Annotated in this window: 15 protein-coding genes, 1 rRNA gene and 2 pseudogenes; 5 read left to right on the forward strand and 13 right to left on the reverse strand. The window is 63.5% G+C overall.

Going from position 1 to position 19,865, the window contains the following annotated elements:
* Window positions 1–14: 14 nt before the first annotated feature.
* The 7 genes from AB3X86_RS28860 to AB3X86_RS28890 all read right to left on the reverse strand — a co-directional run bounded on the left by AB3X86_RS28860 (window position 15) and on the right by AB3X86_RS28890 (window position 9,973).
* Window positions 15–2,771: an HAD-IC family P-type ATPase gene (locus tag AB3X86_RS28860; RefSeq protein ID WP_368598648.1), complete on the reverse strand. Its 2,757-nt coding sequence runs from the start codon at window positions 2,769–2,771 to the stop codon at window positions 15–17.
* Between the two features lie 77 nt (window positions 2,772–2,848).
* A complete protein-coding gene (locus AB3X86_RS28865; RefSeq protein ID WP_368598649.1) occupies window positions 2,849–3,763 on the reverse strand; it encodes a polyphosphate kinase 2 family protein in 915 nt (304 codons plus the stop codon).
* Window positions 3,764–4,170: 407 nt separating this feature from the next.
* Window positions 4,171–5,271 (reverse strand): galactofuranose ABC transporter, permease protein YjfF, encoded by a 1,101-nt coding sequence (gene yjfF, locus AB3X86_RS28870; protein WP_176105662.1) that lies wholly within the window; start codon window positions 5,269–5,271, stop codon window positions 4,171–4,173.
* The gene (locus AB3X86_RS28875; RefSeq protein WP_184228225.1) at window positions 5,268–6,311 is read right to left on the reverse strand and encodes an ABC transporter permease; all 1,044 of its coding nucleotides are present in this window, start codon (window positions 6,309–6,311) and stop codon (window positions 5,268–5,270) included. Before AB3X86_RS28875 ends, yjfF begins: the two co-directional genes overlap by 4 nt.
* Complete coding sequence (locus tag AB3X86_RS28880) at window positions 6,308–7,948, reverse strand: sugar ABC transporter ATP-binding protein (protein WP_368598650.1); 1,641 nt, start codon at window positions 7,946–7,948, stop codon at window positions 6,308–6,310. The genes AB3X86_RS28875 and AB3X86_RS28880 overlap by 4 nt, the downstream gene beginning before the upstream one ends.
* A 254-nt stretch (window positions 7,949–8,202) precedes the next feature.
* A complete protein-coding gene (locus AB3X86_RS28885; protein ID WP_176105659.1) occupies window positions 8,203–9,189 on the reverse strand; it encodes an ABC transporter substrate-binding protein in 987 nt (328 codons plus the stop codon).
* Window positions 9,190–9,370: 181 nt separating this feature from the next.
* Entirely contained in the window at window positions 9,371–9,973 is a 603-nt protein-coding gene (locus AB3X86_RS28890; RefSeq protein WP_368598651.1) for an alpha-ketoglutarate-dependent dioxygenase AlkB, read from the reverse strand.
* 116 nt (window positions 9,974–10,089) lie between these two features.
* Between AB3X86_RS28890 and AB3X86_RS28895 the strand changes: the two are divergent.
* Window positions 10,090–10,290, forward strand: a pseudogene (locus AB3X86_RS28895) (nitroreductase family protein); the annotation flags it as partial.
* A 59-nt stretch (window positions 10,291–10,349) separates the two neighbouring features.
* Here AB3X86_RS28895 and AB3X86_RS28900 read toward each other — a convergent pair.
* A complete protein-coding gene (locus tag AB3X86_RS28900) occupies window positions 10,350–10,697 on the reverse strand; it encodes a hypothetical protein (RefSeq protein WP_176382735.1) in 348 nt (115 codons plus the stop codon).
* A gap of 429 nt (window positions 10,698–11,126) precedes the next feature.
* On the opposite strand from AB3X86_RS28900, the gene AB3X86_RS28905 reads away from it, so the two are divergent.
* The 3 genes from AB3X86_RS28905 to AB3X86_RS28915 all read left to right on the forward strand — a co-directional run bounded on the left by AB3X86_RS28905 (window position 11,127) and on the right by AB3X86_RS28915 (window position 13,901).
* Complete coding sequence (locus AB3X86_RS28905) at window positions 11,127–12,290, forward strand: metallophosphoesterase (protein WP_368598652.1); 1,164 nt, start codon at window positions 11,127–11,129, stop codon at window positions 12,288–12,290.
* A gap of 486 nt (window positions 12,291–12,776) precedes the next feature.
* Entirely contained in the window at window positions 12,777–13,484 is a 708-nt protein-coding gene (locus AB3X86_RS28910) for an MgtC/SapB family protein (RefSeq protein ID WP_176123196.1), read from the forward strand.
* 162 nt (window positions 13,485–13,646) lie between these two features.
* Window positions 13,647–13,901, forward strand: coding sequence for a GlsB/YeaQ/YmgE family stress response membrane protein (locus AB3X86_RS28915; protein ID WP_176105653.1), 255 nt, complete (start codon window positions 13,647–13,649; stop codon window positions 13,899–13,901).
* A 112-nt stretch (window positions 13,902–14,013) separates the two neighbouring features.
* Here AB3X86_RS28915 and AB3X86_RS28920 read toward each other — a convergent pair whose 3' ends face one another.
* From AB3X86_RS28920 to AB3X86_RS28930, 3 genes are all read right to left on the reverse strand, one after another.
* Entirely contained in the window at window positions 14,014–15,513 is a 1,500-nt protein-coding gene (locus tag AB3X86_RS28920) for an acetyl-CoA hydrolase/transferase family protein (RefSeq protein WP_368598661.1), read from the reverse strand.
* 176 nt (window positions 15,514–15,689) lie between these two features.
* Window positions 15,690–15,908 (reverse strand): hypothetical protein, encoded by a 219-nt coding sequence (locus AB3X86_RS28925; RefSeq protein WP_368598653.1) that lies wholly within the window; start codon window positions 15,906–15,908, stop codon window positions 15,690–15,692.
* A 138-nt stretch (window positions 15,909–16,046) separates the two neighbouring features.
* Window positions 16,047–18,266: an FUSC family protein gene (locus AB3X86_RS28930; RefSeq protein WP_368598654.1), complete on the reverse strand. Its 2,220-nt coding sequence runs from the start codon at window positions 18,264–18,266 to the stop codon at window positions 16,047–16,049.
* Window positions 18,267–18,465: 199 nt separating this feature from the next.
* Between AB3X86_RS28930 and AB3X86_RS28935 the strand changes: the two genes are divergently transcribed.
* Entirely contained in the window at window positions 18,466–19,479 is a 1,014-nt protein-coding gene (locus AB3X86_RS28935; protein WP_176368229.1) for a LysR family transcriptional regulator, read from the forward strand.
* Here the strand turns inward: AB3X86_RS28935 and AB3X86_RS28940 are convergent.
* Window positions 19,474–19,610: pseudogene (locus AB3X86_RS28940) on the reverse strand (IS3 family transposase); the annotation flags it as partial. The gene AB3X86_RS28935 and the pseudogene AB3X86_RS28940 overlap by 6 nt on opposite strands.
* A 153-nt stretch (window positions 19,611–19,763) precedes the next feature.
* Window positions 19,764–19,865: ribosomal RNA gene (gene rrf / locus AB3X86_RS28945) — 5S ribosomal RNA — on the reverse strand; the annotation flags it as partial.

Genomic DNA, 19,865 nt, shown 5'->3' on the forward strand with positions numbered 1-19,865 from the left:
CCGCCACGGCGGGCCTACCCCGCCGGATCATTGCGCAAGGCCGCGCCGCCCTCCTGTTGCGAAGTCACGAATCCTCTCAATGCGGGAGTGAGTCGGAAAACGAGCTTCTCGAGCTCCACCACGAGGAAGAACAGGACGCCACCGACAAAGAGCCACCCCCACGCCGACAACGGCAAAGCCTCAGTGTGAAAAACGGCCTGGAACGGGAACGTGTAGGTGAACAGAAGCTGCAACACCACCACCCCGGCGATCCCGTACCACAGATGACGATTGCCCATATGCGCGCGCACGGTCAGTGACGAATCGAGCAGATACCGGATGTTGAGCAGATAGAACACCTGGCCCAGCGTAATCGCGTTGACCGCGGCCGTGCGCGCCAAATCATCCGACGCCCCGTGCGACTTCATCCAGAAGAAGGTCGATAGCGTATAGAGCACGAGCGCCGCGCCGACGAACAGGATGCGCCAGATGCCGAAACGCGTGACGATCGGCCGGTCGATTGCGCGCGGCGAGCGGCGCATCACGTCGGCCTCGTGCGGCTCGAAAGAAATGGTCAGGCCGAGCGCGACCGAAGTCACCATGTTGACCCACAGGATCTGCGGGGCCGTGATCGGCAGCGTGAAGGCGAACAGGATCGCCACGGCGATCACCGCGCCTTGCGCGATATTGGTCGGCAGCATGAACAGCATCGCCTTCTCGATGTTGTTGTAGACCGTGCGCCCCTCCTTCACAGCCGCGGAAATGGACGCGAAATTGTCGTCGGCGAGGATCATTCCAGCCGCCTCTTTCGTCACCTCGGTGCCCTTGATCCCCATCGCGACGCCGATGTCGGCCTTCTTCAGCGCGGGCGCATCGTTGACGCCGTCGCCCGTCATCGCGACGATCTGCCGATTCGCCTGGATCGCCTTGACGAGCCGCAGCTTGTGCTCGGGACTCGCGCGCGCGAACACGTCGACGCTGCGCACGCATTCCTGCAGCGCCGCGTCGTTCATCGCTTCGATCTCGGTGCCGGACACGGCCGTTTTGCCGTCGCCGATGCCCAGCATTCTTGCGATTGCCGCCGCCGTGATCTTGTGGTCGCCCGTGATCATCGTCACGCGGATGCCCCCGCCGTGGCATTCGCGCACGGCCTCGATCGCCTCTTTGCGCGGCGGGTCCATCAGGCCCACGAGGCCGAGCAATACGAGATTACGCGGCAGGTCCTGCGGCCCGAGTGTCCCTGTGCGCAGACCCGGCTCAGGCAGCCACGCGAGCCCGAGCACGCGCTCACCTTGCGCGGCGAGCCGGTCGCCCTCTCTTGCGAAATACTCGCGATCGAGTGGCACGGGGCCTTGCGCCGTTTCCTGGCGGTCGCAATGATCGATTATCACCTCTGGCGCGCCCTTGACCAGCAGCATCTCGCCGTCGGCCGAGCGGTTCAGCGTCGCCATGAACTTGTGCTCGGACTCGAACGGAATCGCGTTGACCCTCGGCGCGGCCGCGGTCTCGGCCGCACGGTCCATGCCCAGCTTGGAAGCGAACGGATAGAGCGCGCCCTCGGTCGGGTCACCCTCCACTTTCCATTTCCCTTCTTCCTCGAAGAGCTCGGCGTCGTTGCACAACAGCGACACACGGCCCATCAGCTTTAGCACGTCCGGCGCGGCGCCGAGCGGCTTGCCATCGGCGCTGACCTGTCCTTCGCTGGCGTAGCCGTCGCCGGTGACGGAATAGCCGGCTTCCGCCGTCACGGCAGAGGTCACCATCATCTCCATCAGGGTCAGCGTGCCCGTCTTGTCCGAGCAGATGCGCGAGACGGCGCCCAGCGTTTCGACCGCCGGCAGGCGGCGAATGATGGCGTTGCGCTGCGCCATCCGCTGCACGCCGATGGCGAGCGTGATGGTGATCAGCGCCGGCAGGCCTTCCGGGATCACCGACACCGCAATCCCCACGATGGCCTGGAACAGCTCGACGAACGTCATGTGTCCGAGCCAATGCCCATAGGAGAACAGCAGCACGCTGACAACGGCGATAACCGCCGTGATGACGTAGCCGAATTTCTTGATCTGGCGCAGCAGCGGCGTCTCGAGCGCGCTGACTTCGGCGAGCATCTGGTTGATCCGGCCGAGCTCCGTCTGGCTGCCGGTCGTCACCACGACACCGGTTGCCCGGCCCGACAGGACCATCGTGCCGCAGAATGCCATGTTCTCGCGGTCGCCGACCGTCGCTTTGGCGGGCACCGGCGCGGTGCTCTTCTCGGCCGGGAGGGATTCGCCCGTGAGAGCCGCTTCTTCCGTGTGCAGATTCCTCGCGTCGACGAGACGCATGTCCGCCGGGATTTTGTCGCCCGATTCCAGTAGCACGATGTCGCCAGGAACGAGTTCATCGGCGGGGATCAAGCGAACCGCTCCGCCACGCATCACGCGCGCCTCGGCGGACAGCATGTTGCGAATCGAATCGAGCGCCTTCTCGGCGCGTCCTTCCTGAATGAAGCCGAGCAGCGAGTTGAGAATCACGACGGCAAGAATGACCGTGCCATCGAGCCAAAGGCCCATCATGAACTTGATGAAACCGGCCACGAGCAGCACGTAGATCAGAATGTTGTGGAACTGCATCAGGAAGCGTGCGACCGGCCCTCTCTTCTTGCCCTGCGGCAGGCGGTTCGGCCCATAGGTGGCCAGCCGCCCGGCCGCTTCCGCGGCATCGAGGCCCTGCGCGGGATCGACGTTGAACTGCCGTTCGATGTCACCGGCCGGCATCGCATGCCACGGCGTCGCACTCTCAACTGAGCTCATCCTCGTGTCTCCCGGTTCCAGTGATTTCGGGTCAGGGGCCGCTCTCAATGATCCGGATCGTCCCCGGGTTGATCGGGTCACGTCTCGTCCACCGCTTCAGCGTCGAGCTCCTCCCTCGCGGCGGCGAGATCCTTCATCTGCCCTGGCGTCGCTTTCGGATATGCGAGGTCGAGCTTCTCGACGGCCTCGACGATCGCCGCCGCGACGATGAGGCGCGTGAAAGGCTTGTTGTCGGCGGGCACGACGTACCACGGAGCCGCTGCGGAGGCCGTCGCGCGGATCGCCTCTTCATAGGCGTGCATATAGTGGTTCCAGTAGCGACGCTCGCGAACGTCGGATGCGGAAAACTTCCAGTTCTTGTCGGGATTGTCGAGGCGTTCCATGAACCGCTTCTTCTGCTCCCCGTACGACAGGTTCAGATAGAACTTGACTATGACCACGCCCTGGCGCGTCAGATAGTCTTCGAAGCGCGCGATGTCGGCGAGCCGTTCGTCCCAGATGTTGTTGCCGACCCGTACCGGCGGAATCTTCTGTGCACCGAGCAGATGCTGATGCACGCGCACCACCAGCGCCTCTTCATAGTACGAGCGGTTGAAAATACCGATGTGCCCGCGCTCAGGCACTTTCCTCGAATAGCGCCAAAGGAAGTCGTGCGAGAGTTCCTCGTCCGACGGCTGCTTGAACGAGATGACATCGCACCCTTGCGGATTGACGCGCGACATCACGTGCTTGATCGTCCCATCCTTTCCCGCGGCGTCCATGGCCTGGAATACCAGCAGCACGGCCCAGGAATCCTGCGCGTAGAGGATCTCCTGCTCCATCGCGAGCCATTTCGATCCGCGCTGGAGCAGTTGCTGCGCCTCTCCCTTATGCATTTTGAGTCCCAGCGTCTCGCCGGGATCGAAATTCTTCAGGAAGAAATCTTTGCCGCTCGTGACGCGGAACGGATCGGTGTATGCCCGCAGCGCGTTGAGTATTTCCGTGCGAACCATCGCTTGTTCCCCACGACATCTGCAATCAGTTGCCTCGCAACCGCGGTCGTACTGGTCACAACTCTTTCTGATAATAGGTCACACAAACGGAAACGTGCTCATCGGCAACGTCGCTGCGCACTGGCGTAGCGACGCAAACGGCGAGCTGACGACGACACCAGCGCCGTCGGCGGCTGCCTCGAGCGCGGTCATCGCGGGTGAGAAATGGTGGCCGGGCGATTCGTCGGGGACCGGCATCCTCGCGAATTCGGCACACTTGCGCCAATGCGACAGACCGGCATGGACGATGCCGCGATCGCCGTGCACCGAAGGCAGCGACGCGAGCGAATCGAGTCGTTAGCGACTGATGGAAAAGCGGCGCCCCGAAGAACGGGGCGCCGCCGTATGACGCGCTGGAAGACCGCGCCCTAGCCGGGCGCGCGCCCCAACACCTGCGAATCCGACGACGCCGCCGTCGTCGACGGCTCGTCATGGCCGTGCCCATGCCCCGTGGTCGTGACCGCATTGGTGCCGCCGGGCCGACGCACGGACTTCGCATGCCGCTCGATCAAGCGTTGCAGCAAACAGAACGCGCACAGCAGCGCGCCGATCACGATCCGCGTCCACCACGAACTCAGCGTGCCGTCGAACGTAATCAGCGTCTGGATCGTGCCGAGAATGCCGACGCCAAACAGCGAGCCGACCACATAACCGACGCCACCGGTCAGCAGCGTGCCGCCGATCACCGTCGCTGCAATCGCATCCAGCTCCATACCCTGCCCTTGCAGCCCATAACCCGACAGCACATAGAACGTGAACACCGCGCCGCCGAGCGCCGAGCAGAAGCCGCTCAGCGCATACACGCCGACCCGCGTGCGCGCGACCGGCAGCCCCATCAGCAGCGCCGAGCGCGGATTGCCGCCGACCGCATATACGTTGCGTCCGAAGCGCGTGAAATGGGCGACATAGATCGCGGCCGCGAGCGCCACGAGCGCGATCAGCACGTTCGCCGATACCGAACCGACGCCAACATTGAGACGGAACGCGGAGATCGCCTTGAACGTCGGATCGGTGATCGTGATCGACTGCGTCGTGATCAGAAAGCACAGGCCACGCGCGAAGAACATCCCCGCCAGCGTCACGATGAACGCCTGCAGGCGGAAGTAGTGAATCAGCGCGCCCTGCACCGCGCCGAACACCGTGCCCATCAACAGCACGATCGGAATGATCAGCCACACCGACACGTGCATGTGCTCGGACAGCACGGCGGCGACGATCGTCGTCAGCGCGACGATCGAGCCCACCGACAGATCGATGCCGCCCGACACGATCACGAACGTCATGCCGATCGCGACGATCAGCAGGAACGCGTTATCGACGAGCAGATCGAGCAGCACCTGCCATGAGAAGAAGCCGGTGTACATCACCGAACCAAAGCCGAATAGCGCGCAGAACAGCAGGACCGTCACCGCGATCGGCAGCGTGCGCGGATCGATCACGCGGGCGAGTGCTTCGAGAAAGCGCGTCATCGTGCCACCCCGCGCGATTTGACGAGCGACGCGCCGAACGACACCGCGAGCGCGCGCGCCGCAGGCGACTGGATCACGCTGACCGCGAGCACGACGGCCGCCTTGACGACGAGCGTCGCTTCCGGCGGCACGCCGATCGAATAGGTCGTGTACGTGAGCGTCTGGATGATCAGCGCACCGAGCACGGTGCCCGCGAAACTGAAGCGGCCGCCGAGCAGCGACGTGCCGCCGAGCGTCACGGCAAGAATCGCGTCGAGTTCGAGCAGCAGGCCAGCGTTGTTGCCGTCCGCGCTGCGCACGTTCGAGCTGATCAGGATGCCGGCGAGCGCCGCGGTCAAGCCCGAGAAGCTATACACCGCGAACACGATCGCCTTCGAGCGCAAGCCGACGAGCCGCGTCGCAACCGGGTTCACGCCGATCGCGCGAATGAACAGGCCAAGCGCCGTGCCCTCCACCAAAGCGGCGGTCGCCAGCACCGCTACGGTCGCGATCCATACCGAGCACGGCACGCCGAGCCAGTAGCCGCCGCCGACGAACAGATAGCCGGGCGCACCGATCGGGATGATCTGCCCGGCGGTCAGCAGTTGCGCGATGCCGCGGCCGGCGACCATCAGAATCAGCGTCGCGATGATCGGCTGCATGCCGACGAACGCGACGAGTAGCCCGTTCCACATGCCGCTCAAGATGCCGACGACGAGCGCGGCCACGAGCGCCTGCACGATCAGCGCACCGCTCGGTACGGCCTGGGTCGCGAGTATCGTCGCGGCCGCGGCGCCCGCGATCGCGACCACCGCGCCGACCGAGATGTCGATGCCGCGCGTCGCGATCACGAGCGTCATGCCGATCGCGACCAGCACCAGCGGCGCCGCGCGGTTCAGAATGTCGATCGGCGCGCCGAACAGGTGACCGTCGAGCGTGCGCAGCGCGAGAAAATGCGGATTGACCAGCAGGTTCAGTCCGCACAGCAACACCAGCGTCACGCATGGCCACAGCAGCGGCCGCTCGACGCCGTCGCGCGCGAACCAGTTCGATAGCTTCATTCGCCGCTCCCTGCGATGAGTCGGTAGATGTTGTCCTCGTTCGATGCGTTGCCGGCCACCTCGGCGATCTTGCGGCGATCGCGCAGCACCGCGACGCGATGGCTGACGCGCAGCACCTCGCTGATCTCCGACGAGATGAACAGGATGGACAGGCCGTTCGCGCACAGCGCGAGCAGCCGGTCCATGATGTCGAACTTCGCGGCGACGTCGATGCCGCGGGTCGGCTCGTCGAGGATCAGCAGTTTCGGATCGGTTGCCAGCCAGCGCGCGAGCAGCGCCTTCTGCTGGTTGCCGCCGGACAGGAGCGCGATCGGCTGCTCGGCGTCGGACGCCTTGATGCCGAGCCGCTCGATCCACGTATCGGCGAGTTCGCGCGCGCGTTGCCGGCTGATCTTGCGCCACCAGCCGCGCCGCGCCTGCAACGCGAGCATGATGTTTTCACGGATCGACAGCTCGGCGACGATGCCCTCCTTCTTGCGGTCTTCCGCGCAATAGCCGATGCCGTGGCGCACCGCGTCGTGCGGCGTGCGCAACCGCACGGGACGCCCTTCGACGAGGATCGTGCCGCTGTCCGCGCGATCCGCGCCGAACAAGAGACGTGCGGTTTCGGTGCGCCCCGAGCCGAGCAGTCCCGCGAGGCCGAGTATCTTGCCGGCGTGCACTTCGAGATCGATCGGCTGTAGCGTGCCGCGACGGCCGACGCCGCGCAGTTCGATGAACGGCTGCTTGGCCGTTGCCTGCTCCGGGTGATCGTGCGCGATCTCCTGCAGATCGTCGGCGGCCTGACCTTCGTGCGCCGCTTCGCGCAGACGCGCGCTCATGCGCTCGTGGCCGACCATCTTCGCCACCAGTTGATCCGCGGACAGATCGCGTGCCAGATATTCACCTTCGCGCTCGCCGTTGCGCATCACCGTGATGCGATCGGAGATCGCGTAGGTCTGCTCGATGAAATGCGTGACGAACAGGATCGCGATGCCCGATTGCTTGAGATGGCGAAGGATTTTGAAAAGCTGCGCGACTTCGCTGTCGTCGAGGCTCGAAGTCGGCTCGTCGAGAATCAGCACGCGCGCATCGACGGACAACGCTCGCGCGATCGCGACCATCTGCTGCACGGCGATCGGATAGGCGTCGAGCGAGCGCGTGACGTCGAGCGACACGTCGAGGCGCGCGAGCGCTTCCTGCGCGCGCCGCTTGATGTCGGGCCAGTCGATCGCGCCGAAGCGGCGCGGCTGCCGGCCCGCGAAGATGTTCTCCGCGACCGACAGATTCGGGCACAGGTTCACCTCCTGGTACAGCGTGCGCACGCCGGCCGCCTCGGCCTCCTGCGGCGACGCGAACGCGACCACCTCGCCGCCGAGGCGGATCGTGCCGGCATCGGGTGCGAGCACGCCGGTGAGCACGTTGATCAACGTGGATTTGCCGGCGCCATTCTGGCCCATCAGCGTATGGACCTCGCCGGGAAACAGGCGGAAGTCGACGTGTTGCAGCGCCTTCACGCCCGGAAATGTCTTGCTGACGCCGGAGGTCGCCAGGATCGGTTCGCGCGCGCTCGTGTCATTCTGTTGGCTTCGCGCACCCGGCGACGTGCCGCGCTGCGGCTGGTCCGGCTGAGTCGGTTCGGTAGCGGATTGGGTCATGGACCTCGCTCGATCGGCTATGCATGGTTCGGCAGGCCCCAGCGGCATGCTCCCGCGGACGCAGGCTCCTGAAAAGAGACCGCCCGCTGCAGAAGGAAGCAGCCCGGGCGGTCAGGCACCACTGGAGAAACCTGTTCGATGCGTCCGTACTGCACATCTCCTTCGCGCCGTGGGCCGCGTCGGCCCGGGCGCCTGAACACCGCACACGCCGCGGCACTCGCTCGAGCGATGCCGCGGCGACGTTGCGCGCCGCGTCAGTACTTACGCGACGGCAAAGTTTGCGCAGCGACGCTCATCGGGAAGACAGTCTCCTGAGTCAGGATGCGCTTCGGCAGCGGCTTGCCAGCCACCACGTCTTTCACCGCCGTCATCAGCTGCGGTCCGAGCAGCGGGCTGCACTCGACGTCGACGTTGATCTTGCCGGCGGCCATCGCCTGGAAGCCGCCCTTGGTTGCGTCGAACGAAACCACCACGACGTCCTTGCCCGGATGCATGCCGGCTTCTTCCATCGCCTGGATCGCGCCGAGCGCCATGTCGTCGTTATGAGCATAGACAACGTTGATCTTGTTGCCGTAGGTCTTGATGAACGCTTCCATCACCTGCTTGCCGCCGGCAAGCGTGAAGTCGCCGCTTTGCGACGCGATGATCTTGAACTTCGGATCGCTCTTGATCACTTCGATCAGACCCGAGTGGCGGTCATTCGCCGGCGCTGAGCCGACCGTGCCTTGCAGCTCGGCGATGTTGATCGGACCTTTATCGTTCTTGTAGTTCTCCTCGAGCCACTTGCCGCCGCGTCGTCCTTCTTCGAGGAAGTCCGAGCCGATCATCGTCACGTACAGCGACGGGTCCTTCACGTCGATGTTGCGGTCGGTCAGGATCACCGGAATCTTCGCGGCCTTGGCTTCGAGCAGCACCGGTTCCCAGCCCGATTCGACAACCGGCGAGAACGCGATTACGTCGACCTTCTGCGCGATATACGAGCGGATCGCCTTGATCTGGTTTTCCTGCTTCTGCTGCCCGTCGGAGAATTTGAGGTTGATACCGGCTTCCGTCGCTGCCGACTTCACCGATTCGGTATTCGCGGTGCGCCATGCACTTTCCGCACCGACTTGCGCAAAACCGAGCGTTATTTTCTTGTCTTCGGCATGCGCGCCGGGCGTGGCCAGCGTTAGCACTCCGAGACTCGCGGAAAGCGCGAGCGCGCCCAGAGCGCGACACGCGGCACGTCGTGTATTCGCCATGACAGTCTCCAATCGTTGTTGTGTAGACGACCCAGCGGTCAGCCCGGCCCTCGTGGCCCTCACGGCGCATGGATCGTGATGTAGCGTACTGTGCGACGCGTTAACCGTCCAATCATATGATTCGCGCCCTCGATATCAATTTTGGTATAGCGCGCCGATCAGAGCATTGCCGCTCGCTGATTCAGGTCGGCGTGACTCTCGGGGTGACCCAGCGAAACGTCAGATTGATGCGCTCGCCGCTCACGCGCGGCTCCTTCGGCACCCGATGACGCCACTGCGCCTGGGTGTCGCCCTTCATCACGAGCAGGCTGCCGCCCTTAAGCGAGAACGATTGCACGACGCCACTGCGGTTGTGTTGCAGATCGAACCTGCGCGCGACGCCGAGGCTCACCGACGCGATCACCGGTTGCTTGCCGAGTTCGGGCTCGCGGTCCGCATGCCACCCCATGCTGTCGGCGCCGCTGCGGTAGCGATTTAGCAGCACGCTGTTAAAACGCGCGCCGCTGGTCGCCTCTGCGGCGGCCTTCAGTTCAGCGACGGCGGGCGTCCACGCCTGCGGCACGTTGCGGATGCCCGAGTACACATACACCGCGTCCGGCTCGCCCTGCCAGGCGGTCAGACGCGGCAGTGCAACACGGCCGCCAGGCGTGCCCATCATGTCCTGGCGCCATTGCACTTCGTCGATCAGGCGGGCGAGCAGGCGTTCGGCGTCGGCCGGTGCGAGCCAGTCGGGATACCAGTCGACGTCGGGGGTCGGCAGGTCGTTGAAAAGATCGGTGTTCATCGGAATGCCTGGATGGGAGCGGACGAGCAAGTACCTTGGCTATTATGGCGACGACGGCTCACGCGCTGATTCATCCGCCTTGCTCTTTCATTCGACGCGGCTCTGCGCGTTCCGGCTATATGATTCTCGCCGCGGGTGCGCTCGGTCTCGACACCGGGCCGATGTCGGGCTTCGATCAGGCGAAGGTCGACGAAGCGTTCTTTGCGGGCACGACGGTGAAGTCGAACTTCCTGATCAATCTTGGCTATGGCGATCCGTCCAGGCTGTTTCCTCGCAGCCCGCGTTTTTCGTTCGACGAAGCGGCGCGGATAGTGTGACGGTGCGATGATGATGGATGGCGCGGCGGGTGTCGCGCCTCGCGTTGAATCGAATCTCGTCAGGTTAGCAGCGCGATATAGAACACCACGGTGCCGATCAACGCGCCGACGAAGCAGAAGCCCTCATCCGCTTCGTCGCCATTCGAGCGCAGCCACGCGCCGACCGCGCCGAACAGGCCCGCGATGCCGAGCGCGACACACACCATCACGACGTCGAACAGCGCGCTTTTGCCGAGTTCGGAGAAATCGATGCCGCGCACGCCGATGTAAAGCGCAATCGCCATCAGCGAAATGCCGACGAGCGGCAGCATCACATGGCTACCCTCGTATCCGACATGATGCGCATGATGAGCATGATGCACGTCGTCCGCGTGATGCCACAGGTGGCCCGGTTTGAGCAGCTTCATGGTGTGCCTCCCCCCGCCGGTCTTCTCCGGCGACAGAACCAGTCATGGCCGAAGCGCGCTGCGCTGCCCCGGCAACAAGCTGGTTGGTTTCAAGCATACTCCACGCATGAATACCATTCAAAGCCCATTTAATTCGTTTGCGTAGGCATTAAATACGTCGCGCGTGCCCTTGTAAGTATGTGCTGAGCACGGAATGCGCGTGCCCCCGGCGAAGCGCTGTCGTGGCGCGTCCCGGCGCCTTCCGGCGGGCGTCTCGTGCGGTGCGGGAGCATGAATATTGCGGCCACGGCAAGGGACCCAACATGTCGGTAGAATGATTTGCCGCGTTCGCTAACCGTCGCGCACGCAAGCACTGCCCGCCAACGGATCGCCGCCGCGCTGTCCCTGTCATGCCGGCCCTTTGGCCCCCTTCCCGTCCTGATCCTCTTTATGCGACGTTCATCGTTTCTTGTCCGCATCATCCTGATTGGCATCCTGCTGCATATCTACGTTGGTTTGCGCCTGATTCCCGACATGCCGATCGACTCGGCCGGCCGCGGACTGTGCGTGCTGTGGCTCCTGCTGTCGATCTACCTGATCCCGGTCGGCATGATGGCGCGCGGCTTCAAGCGCCAGCCGCTCGGCGACCGGCTCGCGTGGGTTGGCCTGCTCGCGATGGGCTTCTTCTCGTCGCTGCTGGTACTGACGTTCGCGCGCGATCTGATGCTGGCGTCGCTGCTGACGATCGACGCGATCTGGCCGAACACGCTCACGATCGCGCATTGGCGCACCGGCTCGGCCGCGGCGGTGCCGCTGCTCGCGCTGCTGTCGACGCTGATCGGCCTCGTCAACGCGCGCCGTCGCGCGCGTGTCGTCACGATCGAAGTGCCGATCGACGATCTGCCTGCCGAGCTCGACGGCTTCACGATCGTGCAGATCAGCGATATCCACGTCGGTCCGACGATCAAGGGCCGCTATGTCGACGCGATCGTCGACGCGGTGAACCGGCTCGAGCCGGATCTGATCGCGGTGACGGGCGATGTCGTCGACGGCAGCGTGCCGCAGTTGAGCCGGCATACGCAGCCGCTGTCGCGGCTCGCCGCTCGGCACGGTGCGTTTCTCGTGACCGGCAATCACGAGTACTACTCCGGCGCGAACTCGTGGATCGCTGAATTCCGCCGGCTCGGCTTGCGGGTGCTGCTGAACGAACACGTGATCGTCGATCATGACGGCGCGCGCGCCGTGATCGCCGGCGTCACCGATTACTCGGCGGGTCATCACGACCCCGCGCATCGCAGCGACCCGGTCGCGGCGCTCGCCGGCGCGCCGGGGGACGTGCTGATCAGGGTGCTGCTCGCGCATCAGCCGCGCTCGGCCGAAGCGGCCGCGGCGGCCGGCTTCACGCTGCAGTTGTCGGGTCATACGCACGGTGGTCAGTTCTTTCCGTGGAATTTCTTCGTGCGGCTGCAGCAGCCGTTTACGGCGGGCCTCGCGCGTCTGGACGGACTATGGGTTTATACGAGTCGCGGCACGGGCTATTGGGGTCCGCCCAAACGACTCGGCGCGCCTTCGGAGATCACACGGTTGAGACTCGTACCGGGCGAACCCAATTGAACTCAACATTCGCAGTCCGGAGCAATTAATTGCAGCCTTTCAGAATTAGGGCTATGGCAACGCTAAATGCACACTCCGTGCCGCTCGCGGCTTGACTGATCTTTGCGCAGCCCCCTAAAATTCGCGCAATTCTTCTAACCGGAATCACGATCTTGGACAGTAGCAGTTGTACGAGCCGAGTATCGATTTGCCCGCTCTCCTGAGCCGCAGGATTTCCGCGTCAGTCTTTTCTGTCGCCGTCCTGCCCTCGGGGCTCGACGGCGCACGTCGCTCTCATTTCATTGTTATTCGCGTACTGTCGGTAAAGCACGGCGTGGCTCGATGCCATGCCGATACCGCACGCTACGGCCGCTGCACGCGTGTGCGCGCGTATTCGCGCGTATTTCGTCCCGCCCGCATGCACTTGCCGCGCACGAGGTAGACGATCTGGTGTTCGCTCGCGTAGGCTTCACACTGCGACAGCGCGCACGCCAACCTTTCTGAACGATGACACTCGAATTCTTCCTGCGGCTTCTGACCGCATTTGCTTGCGGCGTCGCGATCGGCCTCGAACGACAGATCCGCCAGCGCACTGCCGGCCTGCGCACGATCACGCTCGTGGCGAGCGGCGCGTGCCTGTTCGTCACGCTCGGCGTGCTGACCGGCAACGGCGTCAGCGGCATTACGCAGATTGCGGCCTATGTGGTGTCGGGCGTCGGCTTTCTCGGCGGCGGCGTCATCATGCGCGACAAGGGTTCGATCCAGGGGATCAACACCGCGGCGACGCTGTGGTGCTCGGCGGCCGTCGGCGTATTGAGCGGCGCGGGACATTACGGACCGGCGTTCGCGGGCACCGCGGTCGTGCTGCTGGCCAACACCGTACTGCGCGAAGTGAGCCGGATGATCAACCAGACACCGGTTTCAAACGCCGACCTCGTGCGCGAGTACGTGCTGACGATCGTCTGCCGCGAAGCCGACGAGATCCATATTCGCACCGCGATTTCCAACTCGATGTACTCTGCGCCGTTGTCGTTCCAGAGCCTGACCAGCGAGGATGTCGAGGACGAGCCGGCGCGCATTCGCGTGACGGCGACGCTGACGATGCATCCGAAGGATCAATCGAAGCTGGAACAGATGGCGAGCCGCCTGAGCATGGAAAAGAGCGTCTCCAGCGTCAGTTGGACCGCGCGGGAAGCCGAACCGACACCGGAGTGAAGCGCTGTGCACAAGTCTCCTCTGTTCGCGCGCATCGTCTACACTTAGCTTGCATCAGATTCAGATAGTGTTAATTCCGCGTCCCGAACGTGGACCGTCCCATAACCTTCGACTAAGCTCTGTCACCGTGATTTGTTCACACTCAACCAGGGAGTCTCGAATATGGAACACGGCATCATTGCATGGCTCATCATCGGCGCGATTGCTGGCTGGCTCGCGGGCGTATTGGTCAAGGGTGGCGGCTTCGGCCTGATCGTCGACATCATCGTCGGGATCATCGGGGCGTTCATCGGCGGTTGGCTCGCGGGCGTGCTGCATATCTCGATCGGCAGCGGCTGGATCGCCTCGATCATCACCGCGGTGATCGGCGCGGTCATTCTGCTGTTTATTATCCGGCTCGTGCGACGAGGCTCCTGAGCACAGCATTCGATTTCATCAAGCGCCAGCGGGCTCGTGCCGCTGGCGCTTTTTTATTGCCTGTTTCTGCTGCTTTTATCGCGGCAATTGTGGGCGCTGCGGCCGTTGCGGATCAGGCCGGCAGCATCGAGCCGGTATCGCTCAGCCGCGTATGCCATGCAAACGCCTGATCGAGGCAATGCGGCGTCTGCCCTCCCCAACGCAACGCATCGCGGTAGTAGTCGCGCAACAGTTCGCGATACCGCGGGTGTACGCAATGCTCGATGATCAGCGTCGCACGTTCGCGCGGTGCGAGGCCGCGCAGGTCGGCGAGACCTTGCTCGGTGACGACGACGTCGACGTCGTGTTCGTTGTGGTCGCAATGCGGCACCATCGGCACGATGCTCGAGATGCGGTCGTCCTTCGCGGTCGACTTGGTCGCGAACACCGCGCACGACGCATTGCGCGCAAAGTCGCCCGAGCCGCCGATGCCGTTCATCATGTGCGTGCCGCCGACATGCGTCGAATTGACGTTACCGTAGATATCGAATTCGAGCGCGGTATTGAGCGCGATCAGACCGAGCCGCCGAATCACCTCGGGATGGTTGCTGACTTCCTGCGGACGCAGCACGAGCCGGTCGCGATAGCGTTCGATATCGCCGAACACCTGCGCCTGCCGTGCGGCCGACAACGTGATCGACGCGCCGGACGCGAACGCGACCTTGCCGGCGTCCATCAGATCGAACGTCGAATCCTGCAAGACTTCTGAATAGATTTCGAACACATCGAAAGGCGAATCGACGAAGCCCGCCAGCACCGCGTTGGCGATCGTACCGATGCCAGCCTGCAACGGCGGCAACTGCTTCGGCATGCGGCCACGCGTGACTTCGTGCTGGAAAAATTCGATCAAGTGGCCGGCGATCAACGCGGTTTCGCGATCCGCGGGCAGCACGGTGGACGGGCTGTCGGCCATGTCAGTGATCACGATCGCCGCGATTTTCTCCGGCGGAATCTCGATCGCGGGTGCGCCGACGCGATCCTGCGCGCGCACGATCGGCAGCGGCTCGCGATGCGGCCGGCGCCCCGGAATCCAGATGTCGTGCAGGCCTTCGAGCTCGAGTGGCTGCGCAAGATTGATCTCGACGATGACCTTGTCCGCGAGAATCGCGAAGCTCGCCGAATTGCCGACTGAAGTCGTCGGCACGATACCGCCGCTTTCCGTGATCGCGGCGGCCTCGATGATCGCGACATCGAGCTTGCCGAGCTGGTTCGCGCGCAGCATCTCGACGGTCTCGGACAGATGCTGATCGACGAACATCACTTCGCCGCGATTGATTGCGTCGCGCAACGTCTTGTCCACCTGAAACGGCAAACGGCGCGCGAGCACGTGCGCTTCGGTCAGCATGCGGTCGACGTCATGACCGAGCGAGGCGCCCGTCATCAGCGTGATGCGCAGCGGCTCGCCCAACTGGCGCGCACGCTCGGCAAGCGCGACCGGCACCGCTTTCGCGTCGCCCGCGCGCGTGAAACCGCTTGCGCCAACGCGCATGCCGTCGTGAATCAGAAGCGCCGCGTCGGCGGCCGTGGTGATTTTTCCGCGCAGGGCGGTGCAGCGAATTCGGTCTTCGTACATGAAAGGGAGTCTCTCCATAGTCGCCAGCTCCGTCTACTGGTGCGCACGTCTGCGGTGTGCTTCGCTCAATAGGCGGTTGCCGCACCCGCTGCGGCGTCTCGATCGGACGGCGTCGCGAGCAGGTGTTGGGTCGCGTGACAGGTCCGCGACAGGTGTTGCGCGTGAAGCAGCCGGACTCAGCTGCCGAAGAAGATGTTGCAGAAGCTCATCGGGCCAACGCATTCATCGGCTTTCGCTTTCGGCGCTTCCGCATGCTCGCGCGCGGCACTCTTATCGGCGCGCTGGCTATCCGCTAGCGCAACCTGCTGGTCCGGCGCGGTCGGCGCCGTCTGTGCATGGGCGGCGGCAGCGGTAGACAAAGAACAGCCGATCAGGACCAACTTCAAGACTTTCATCTCATTCTCCAGTGCTTACAACTACTGCGACGCCTACTGCGAGACAGTGACGGCACTATATGACCGGCATCGACGCGGATTAACGGGGCCGCCCGGAACAGATCTTTCCATATGGCAGAAGAATCCACGAAGCATTGCTCAGCGACGATTGAACGGCGCGTCTTTGTCGAGCAACGCGCTACGAATGAAGTGCAGACAGCTCAGGATGCGCTGCAGATCGTGACGCCGGTCGCGCTCGGCATGCACGGTCCGCAGCATGTCTTGCGCGAGCCAGGTGGCCGAGCGCACGGTGACGAGTGCGCGTTCGAGCGAGCCCGGACCGGGGCGTTCGAAGAGCCGGGCGAGATCGTCGCAGGTGTGTTCGATCACGCTGCGCCAGCGCGGCTGAAGGATGTCGGCATAATCCGCGCGCGCGGCTTCGTTGCGCAGATCGATGACGGCGTGACCTACTTCGATCGTTGCGAGCATCCAGCGAAGTGCGTCGCGCCGTCGTCGCGAACGACGCGTCAGCAGCACGCGCAGTTGTGAAGTCAGATCGTGCGTGCCCGCCTGGAAACGTCGGTTCAGTCCCGGCAGAGCCTCCTTGCATGCCGATACCGTTTGCGCCCGCAGGTCGCCCATGATCCGGTCGATCAGCCAGCGCATATCGGCGGGAAAGACCACCGCGAATGCAACAGCCGCGAGCAGCATCGACGCGGTCAGCGCGATGCCGTTGTTGATCAGCAGATCAGGCACGTAGCTGACGACGTTATCCGGTCCGGCCAGCAGACAGAAGAACACCGAAAAGCCGATGCCAAACCCCGCTGCGCCGCGACGTGTCGCGATGAATGCGCCGAGTGCGAGCACCGGCGCGAGTGCCGCGCAAAGCAGCGGGAAACCATCGATGTTGGGATACACGTAGCACATGAACACGTAGCCGGTCAGCGTCGCGAGCACCGCGCCCATCGCCATCTGCATGGCCATCCTGGTAGCGCTCGGCGCGGTGGACGTCAACGCACAGACCAGCGTTGCGCCGATCACGGCAAGGCCGCCGCTCGGCCAGTTGGTCGCGATCCAGAACGCGCCGGCAATCCCGATGACGACAGCCGAGCGCAGAAACGTGAACAATACGGCGAAGTGGTTTGTGTGGCTGATCGGTCTGCTCGTGCAGTCGCTCTTTTTTGGGCTCGAGCCGCGTCGCAGGCTTTGCTGCCGGCTTTCTGATTTGCGCCACAAGCTTGCATAGGTTTGCGAATAATTCATCCATTCGCCCACAAATCGATACAGCAATTCGGCTGCCGTGTCGAAGTCCGCAAGCGATTCCGCGGACGCGGCTTCGAGTGGCCGCCTCGTTTCGCGTATCCGGCGTGGCAGGTTTGCTCGAAAGAGGCGCAGATCGGCTGCTGCGTGCGAGGCTTCGACGTCTGCTTCAACTGGTGCTTGTGCTTCGAACAAGGCTCCCAGTTCGTCGAGGTATGGACCGATGGCCGCGAGTATCGACACTGCGCCGCTCGCGCGCAACCGTTTGAGCAACTGATTCAGCGCATGCAGACGCGCGCATGCATCCATGAATTCGCTATTCAGGCGCGCCAGATGCGCACTGCGCGAGCGCATCGCCGGGTCTTCGAATGCGACGAACGTACGCGTTGCTTCGAAGCCAGCGATTTCGTCGACGAAATCCGCGAACCGCCGTTCGAACTGATGGCGCTCGAGCCCGCGCGCGAGCACATCGACAGCAAAGGCAGTAAAATCCGCGTACCTGATCTGAAGGTTACGTCGTAGCGCCAGGCTCGAGCGTTGCGGCAGCAGCAATGCGCTGACCGCGCTCGAACACACGATGCCAACCGCCACTTCCGCCGCGCGCGCGAGTGCTGCGAGGAACAGTCCCTCGGGCGTCGTCACGTTCGGAATGCCGATCAGCGCGGCGGTGTAACCCGCGAGCACGAAACCGTACCATCTGAAATGCCGATACCGGACCGCCGCAGCAATACAGGCGCTCACCCACGCGATCATGCCGAGCATGTACAGTTCGGGCTGCTGGGCGAACAGCCCGCCGAGCACGAGCGCGGCCGCGGTCCCTACCGCCGTTCCGAGAATCCGGTAGAAGCTCTTCGCGAGCACCATGCCGCTGAACGGTTGCATCAACACAAAGACCGTCGTCATCGCAATGCGCGGCTGCTGCAAATCGAGCAGCATCGCGATGCCCAGCGCCAGCAGCCCGGCGGTTACCGTCTTCAGCAGATGAAGCCAGGTCAGACCGTCGCTGCTGGCCCAGTCACGCAAGACCCGATTGAGTTTGGCTCGACCGAGTCGTCGCCGCGTGACACCGCGCGGACCGAAGAAATCCGACGACGGTTCGATCGCATGATCGGGCTTCATCTGAAAACAGTGCACCCCACGTGGTCGCTGAGAGAGCCTCCGGGCAGAATCGCTGACACCGACAGGCGAGGCGCCGATTGTAGGAGTCCCCGTTGCACGCATTAAGACGACGAGTGCAGAACATCTGTTCCAAAACAGACAACAATAGTGTCCCGGGACTGACGGAAAATATGATCCTGGTCATGAAACAGAAGGTTTGATGGACACGCTACAAAATATGCGAGTGTTCGTGCGCGTGGTTGAAGCCGGCAGCTTCACCGCGGCCGCGCAATCGCTCAATTCAACGACCGGCGCGATGTCTCGCGCGGTCTCAGAACTTGAAGCACACCTGCGCACGCGCCTGCTGAATCGATCGACTCGTCGGCTTGCGTTGACCACCGCCGGCGAGCGCTATCTGAAGCGATCGCAGCAGATTCTCGCGGATGTCGATATCGCGGAAGAAGAAGCCAGTTGCGCACACGAGCGACCAACCGGCGCGCTGCGTATGCATAGCTTTGCGAGCATCGGCCAGCACTACGTCCTGCCGGCTATTTCGCGTTATCGCGAGCTATATCCTGATGTGACCGTCGAGTTGACGCTGTCACAGCGCATGCCCGATCTGTTCGAGGGCAGCGCCGATGTGGCCGTGATCGGCGCGTCGATGCTGCCGAATTCGGACCTCATATCGTTTCCGCTGGGGACGACGTTCAGCATCCTGTGCGCATCGCCGGCTTACGTGCGCGCGCACGGCGCGCCGCAAGAACCGGCTGACCTTGCGCATCACGAATGTCTGATCCTTCATACGCCGGCGTTCCCGCCACATGAATGGACGCTCGACGGCCCGAACGGCAGTGAGTTGATGGAAGTCGACGGACCCGTGCATGTGAACATCGCGGAATCACTGATCGTGGCGATCCGCGAAGGCATGGGCATCGGCATGGTGCCGCTCTACGCGGCCATTTCCGGGTTGCGCGATGGTACGCTGGTTCGCGTGTTGCCAGAATATACGCTGCAGAAGACGACTGTTTATGCGCTCTATCCGTCGCGCAAATTCATCGATGCAAAGACGCGCACGTGGGTCGAATTCTTGCGCTCGCATCTGCCCAAGGTGATTGCGCGCGACGAAGCGTTGCTTGCCGAGGTGGCGCAAATGGGATGCGTGGATGACTCAGTGCAGATGGGCGGCGTTGTCGTCCCTGTCACTCAGGACATGCGGACACCGTTAGGTCTATGAACTCGCTGCAGCACGCCTGAACTCGCGCGGCGAGCGGATTTCAGGGCTTTATGCGGGTGGCGCTCATTGAAGTGTTCAATACACGAGAGCGCGGTTGGCGCGTCAGGCTTGGCCATATGCGCGACGTAGTTGCCGTCGATAAACGGGCTACTTTCGCCAGTGGCTGGCAACGCCGTCCCGCCACGTGTATTCTTTGCCCTCGGTCGAGCATCTTGCTTTTGATTTCGGCTGCGTAAACGCAAAAACCCCACCGCTGGGCGGTGGGGTTTCTGGCTTTTGGGGGAGCCTGACGATTACCTACTTTCACACGGGCAATCCGCACTATCATCGGCGTGGAGTCGTTTCACGGTCCTGTTCGGGATGGGAAGGGGTGGGACCGACTCGCT

This window comes from Paraburkholderia sp. BR14374, from assembly GCF_040948685.1.
GTDB classification, from domain to species: Bacteria; Pseudomonadota; Gammaproteobacteria; order Burkholderiales; family Burkholderiaceae; genus Paraburkholderia; species Paraburkholderia youngii.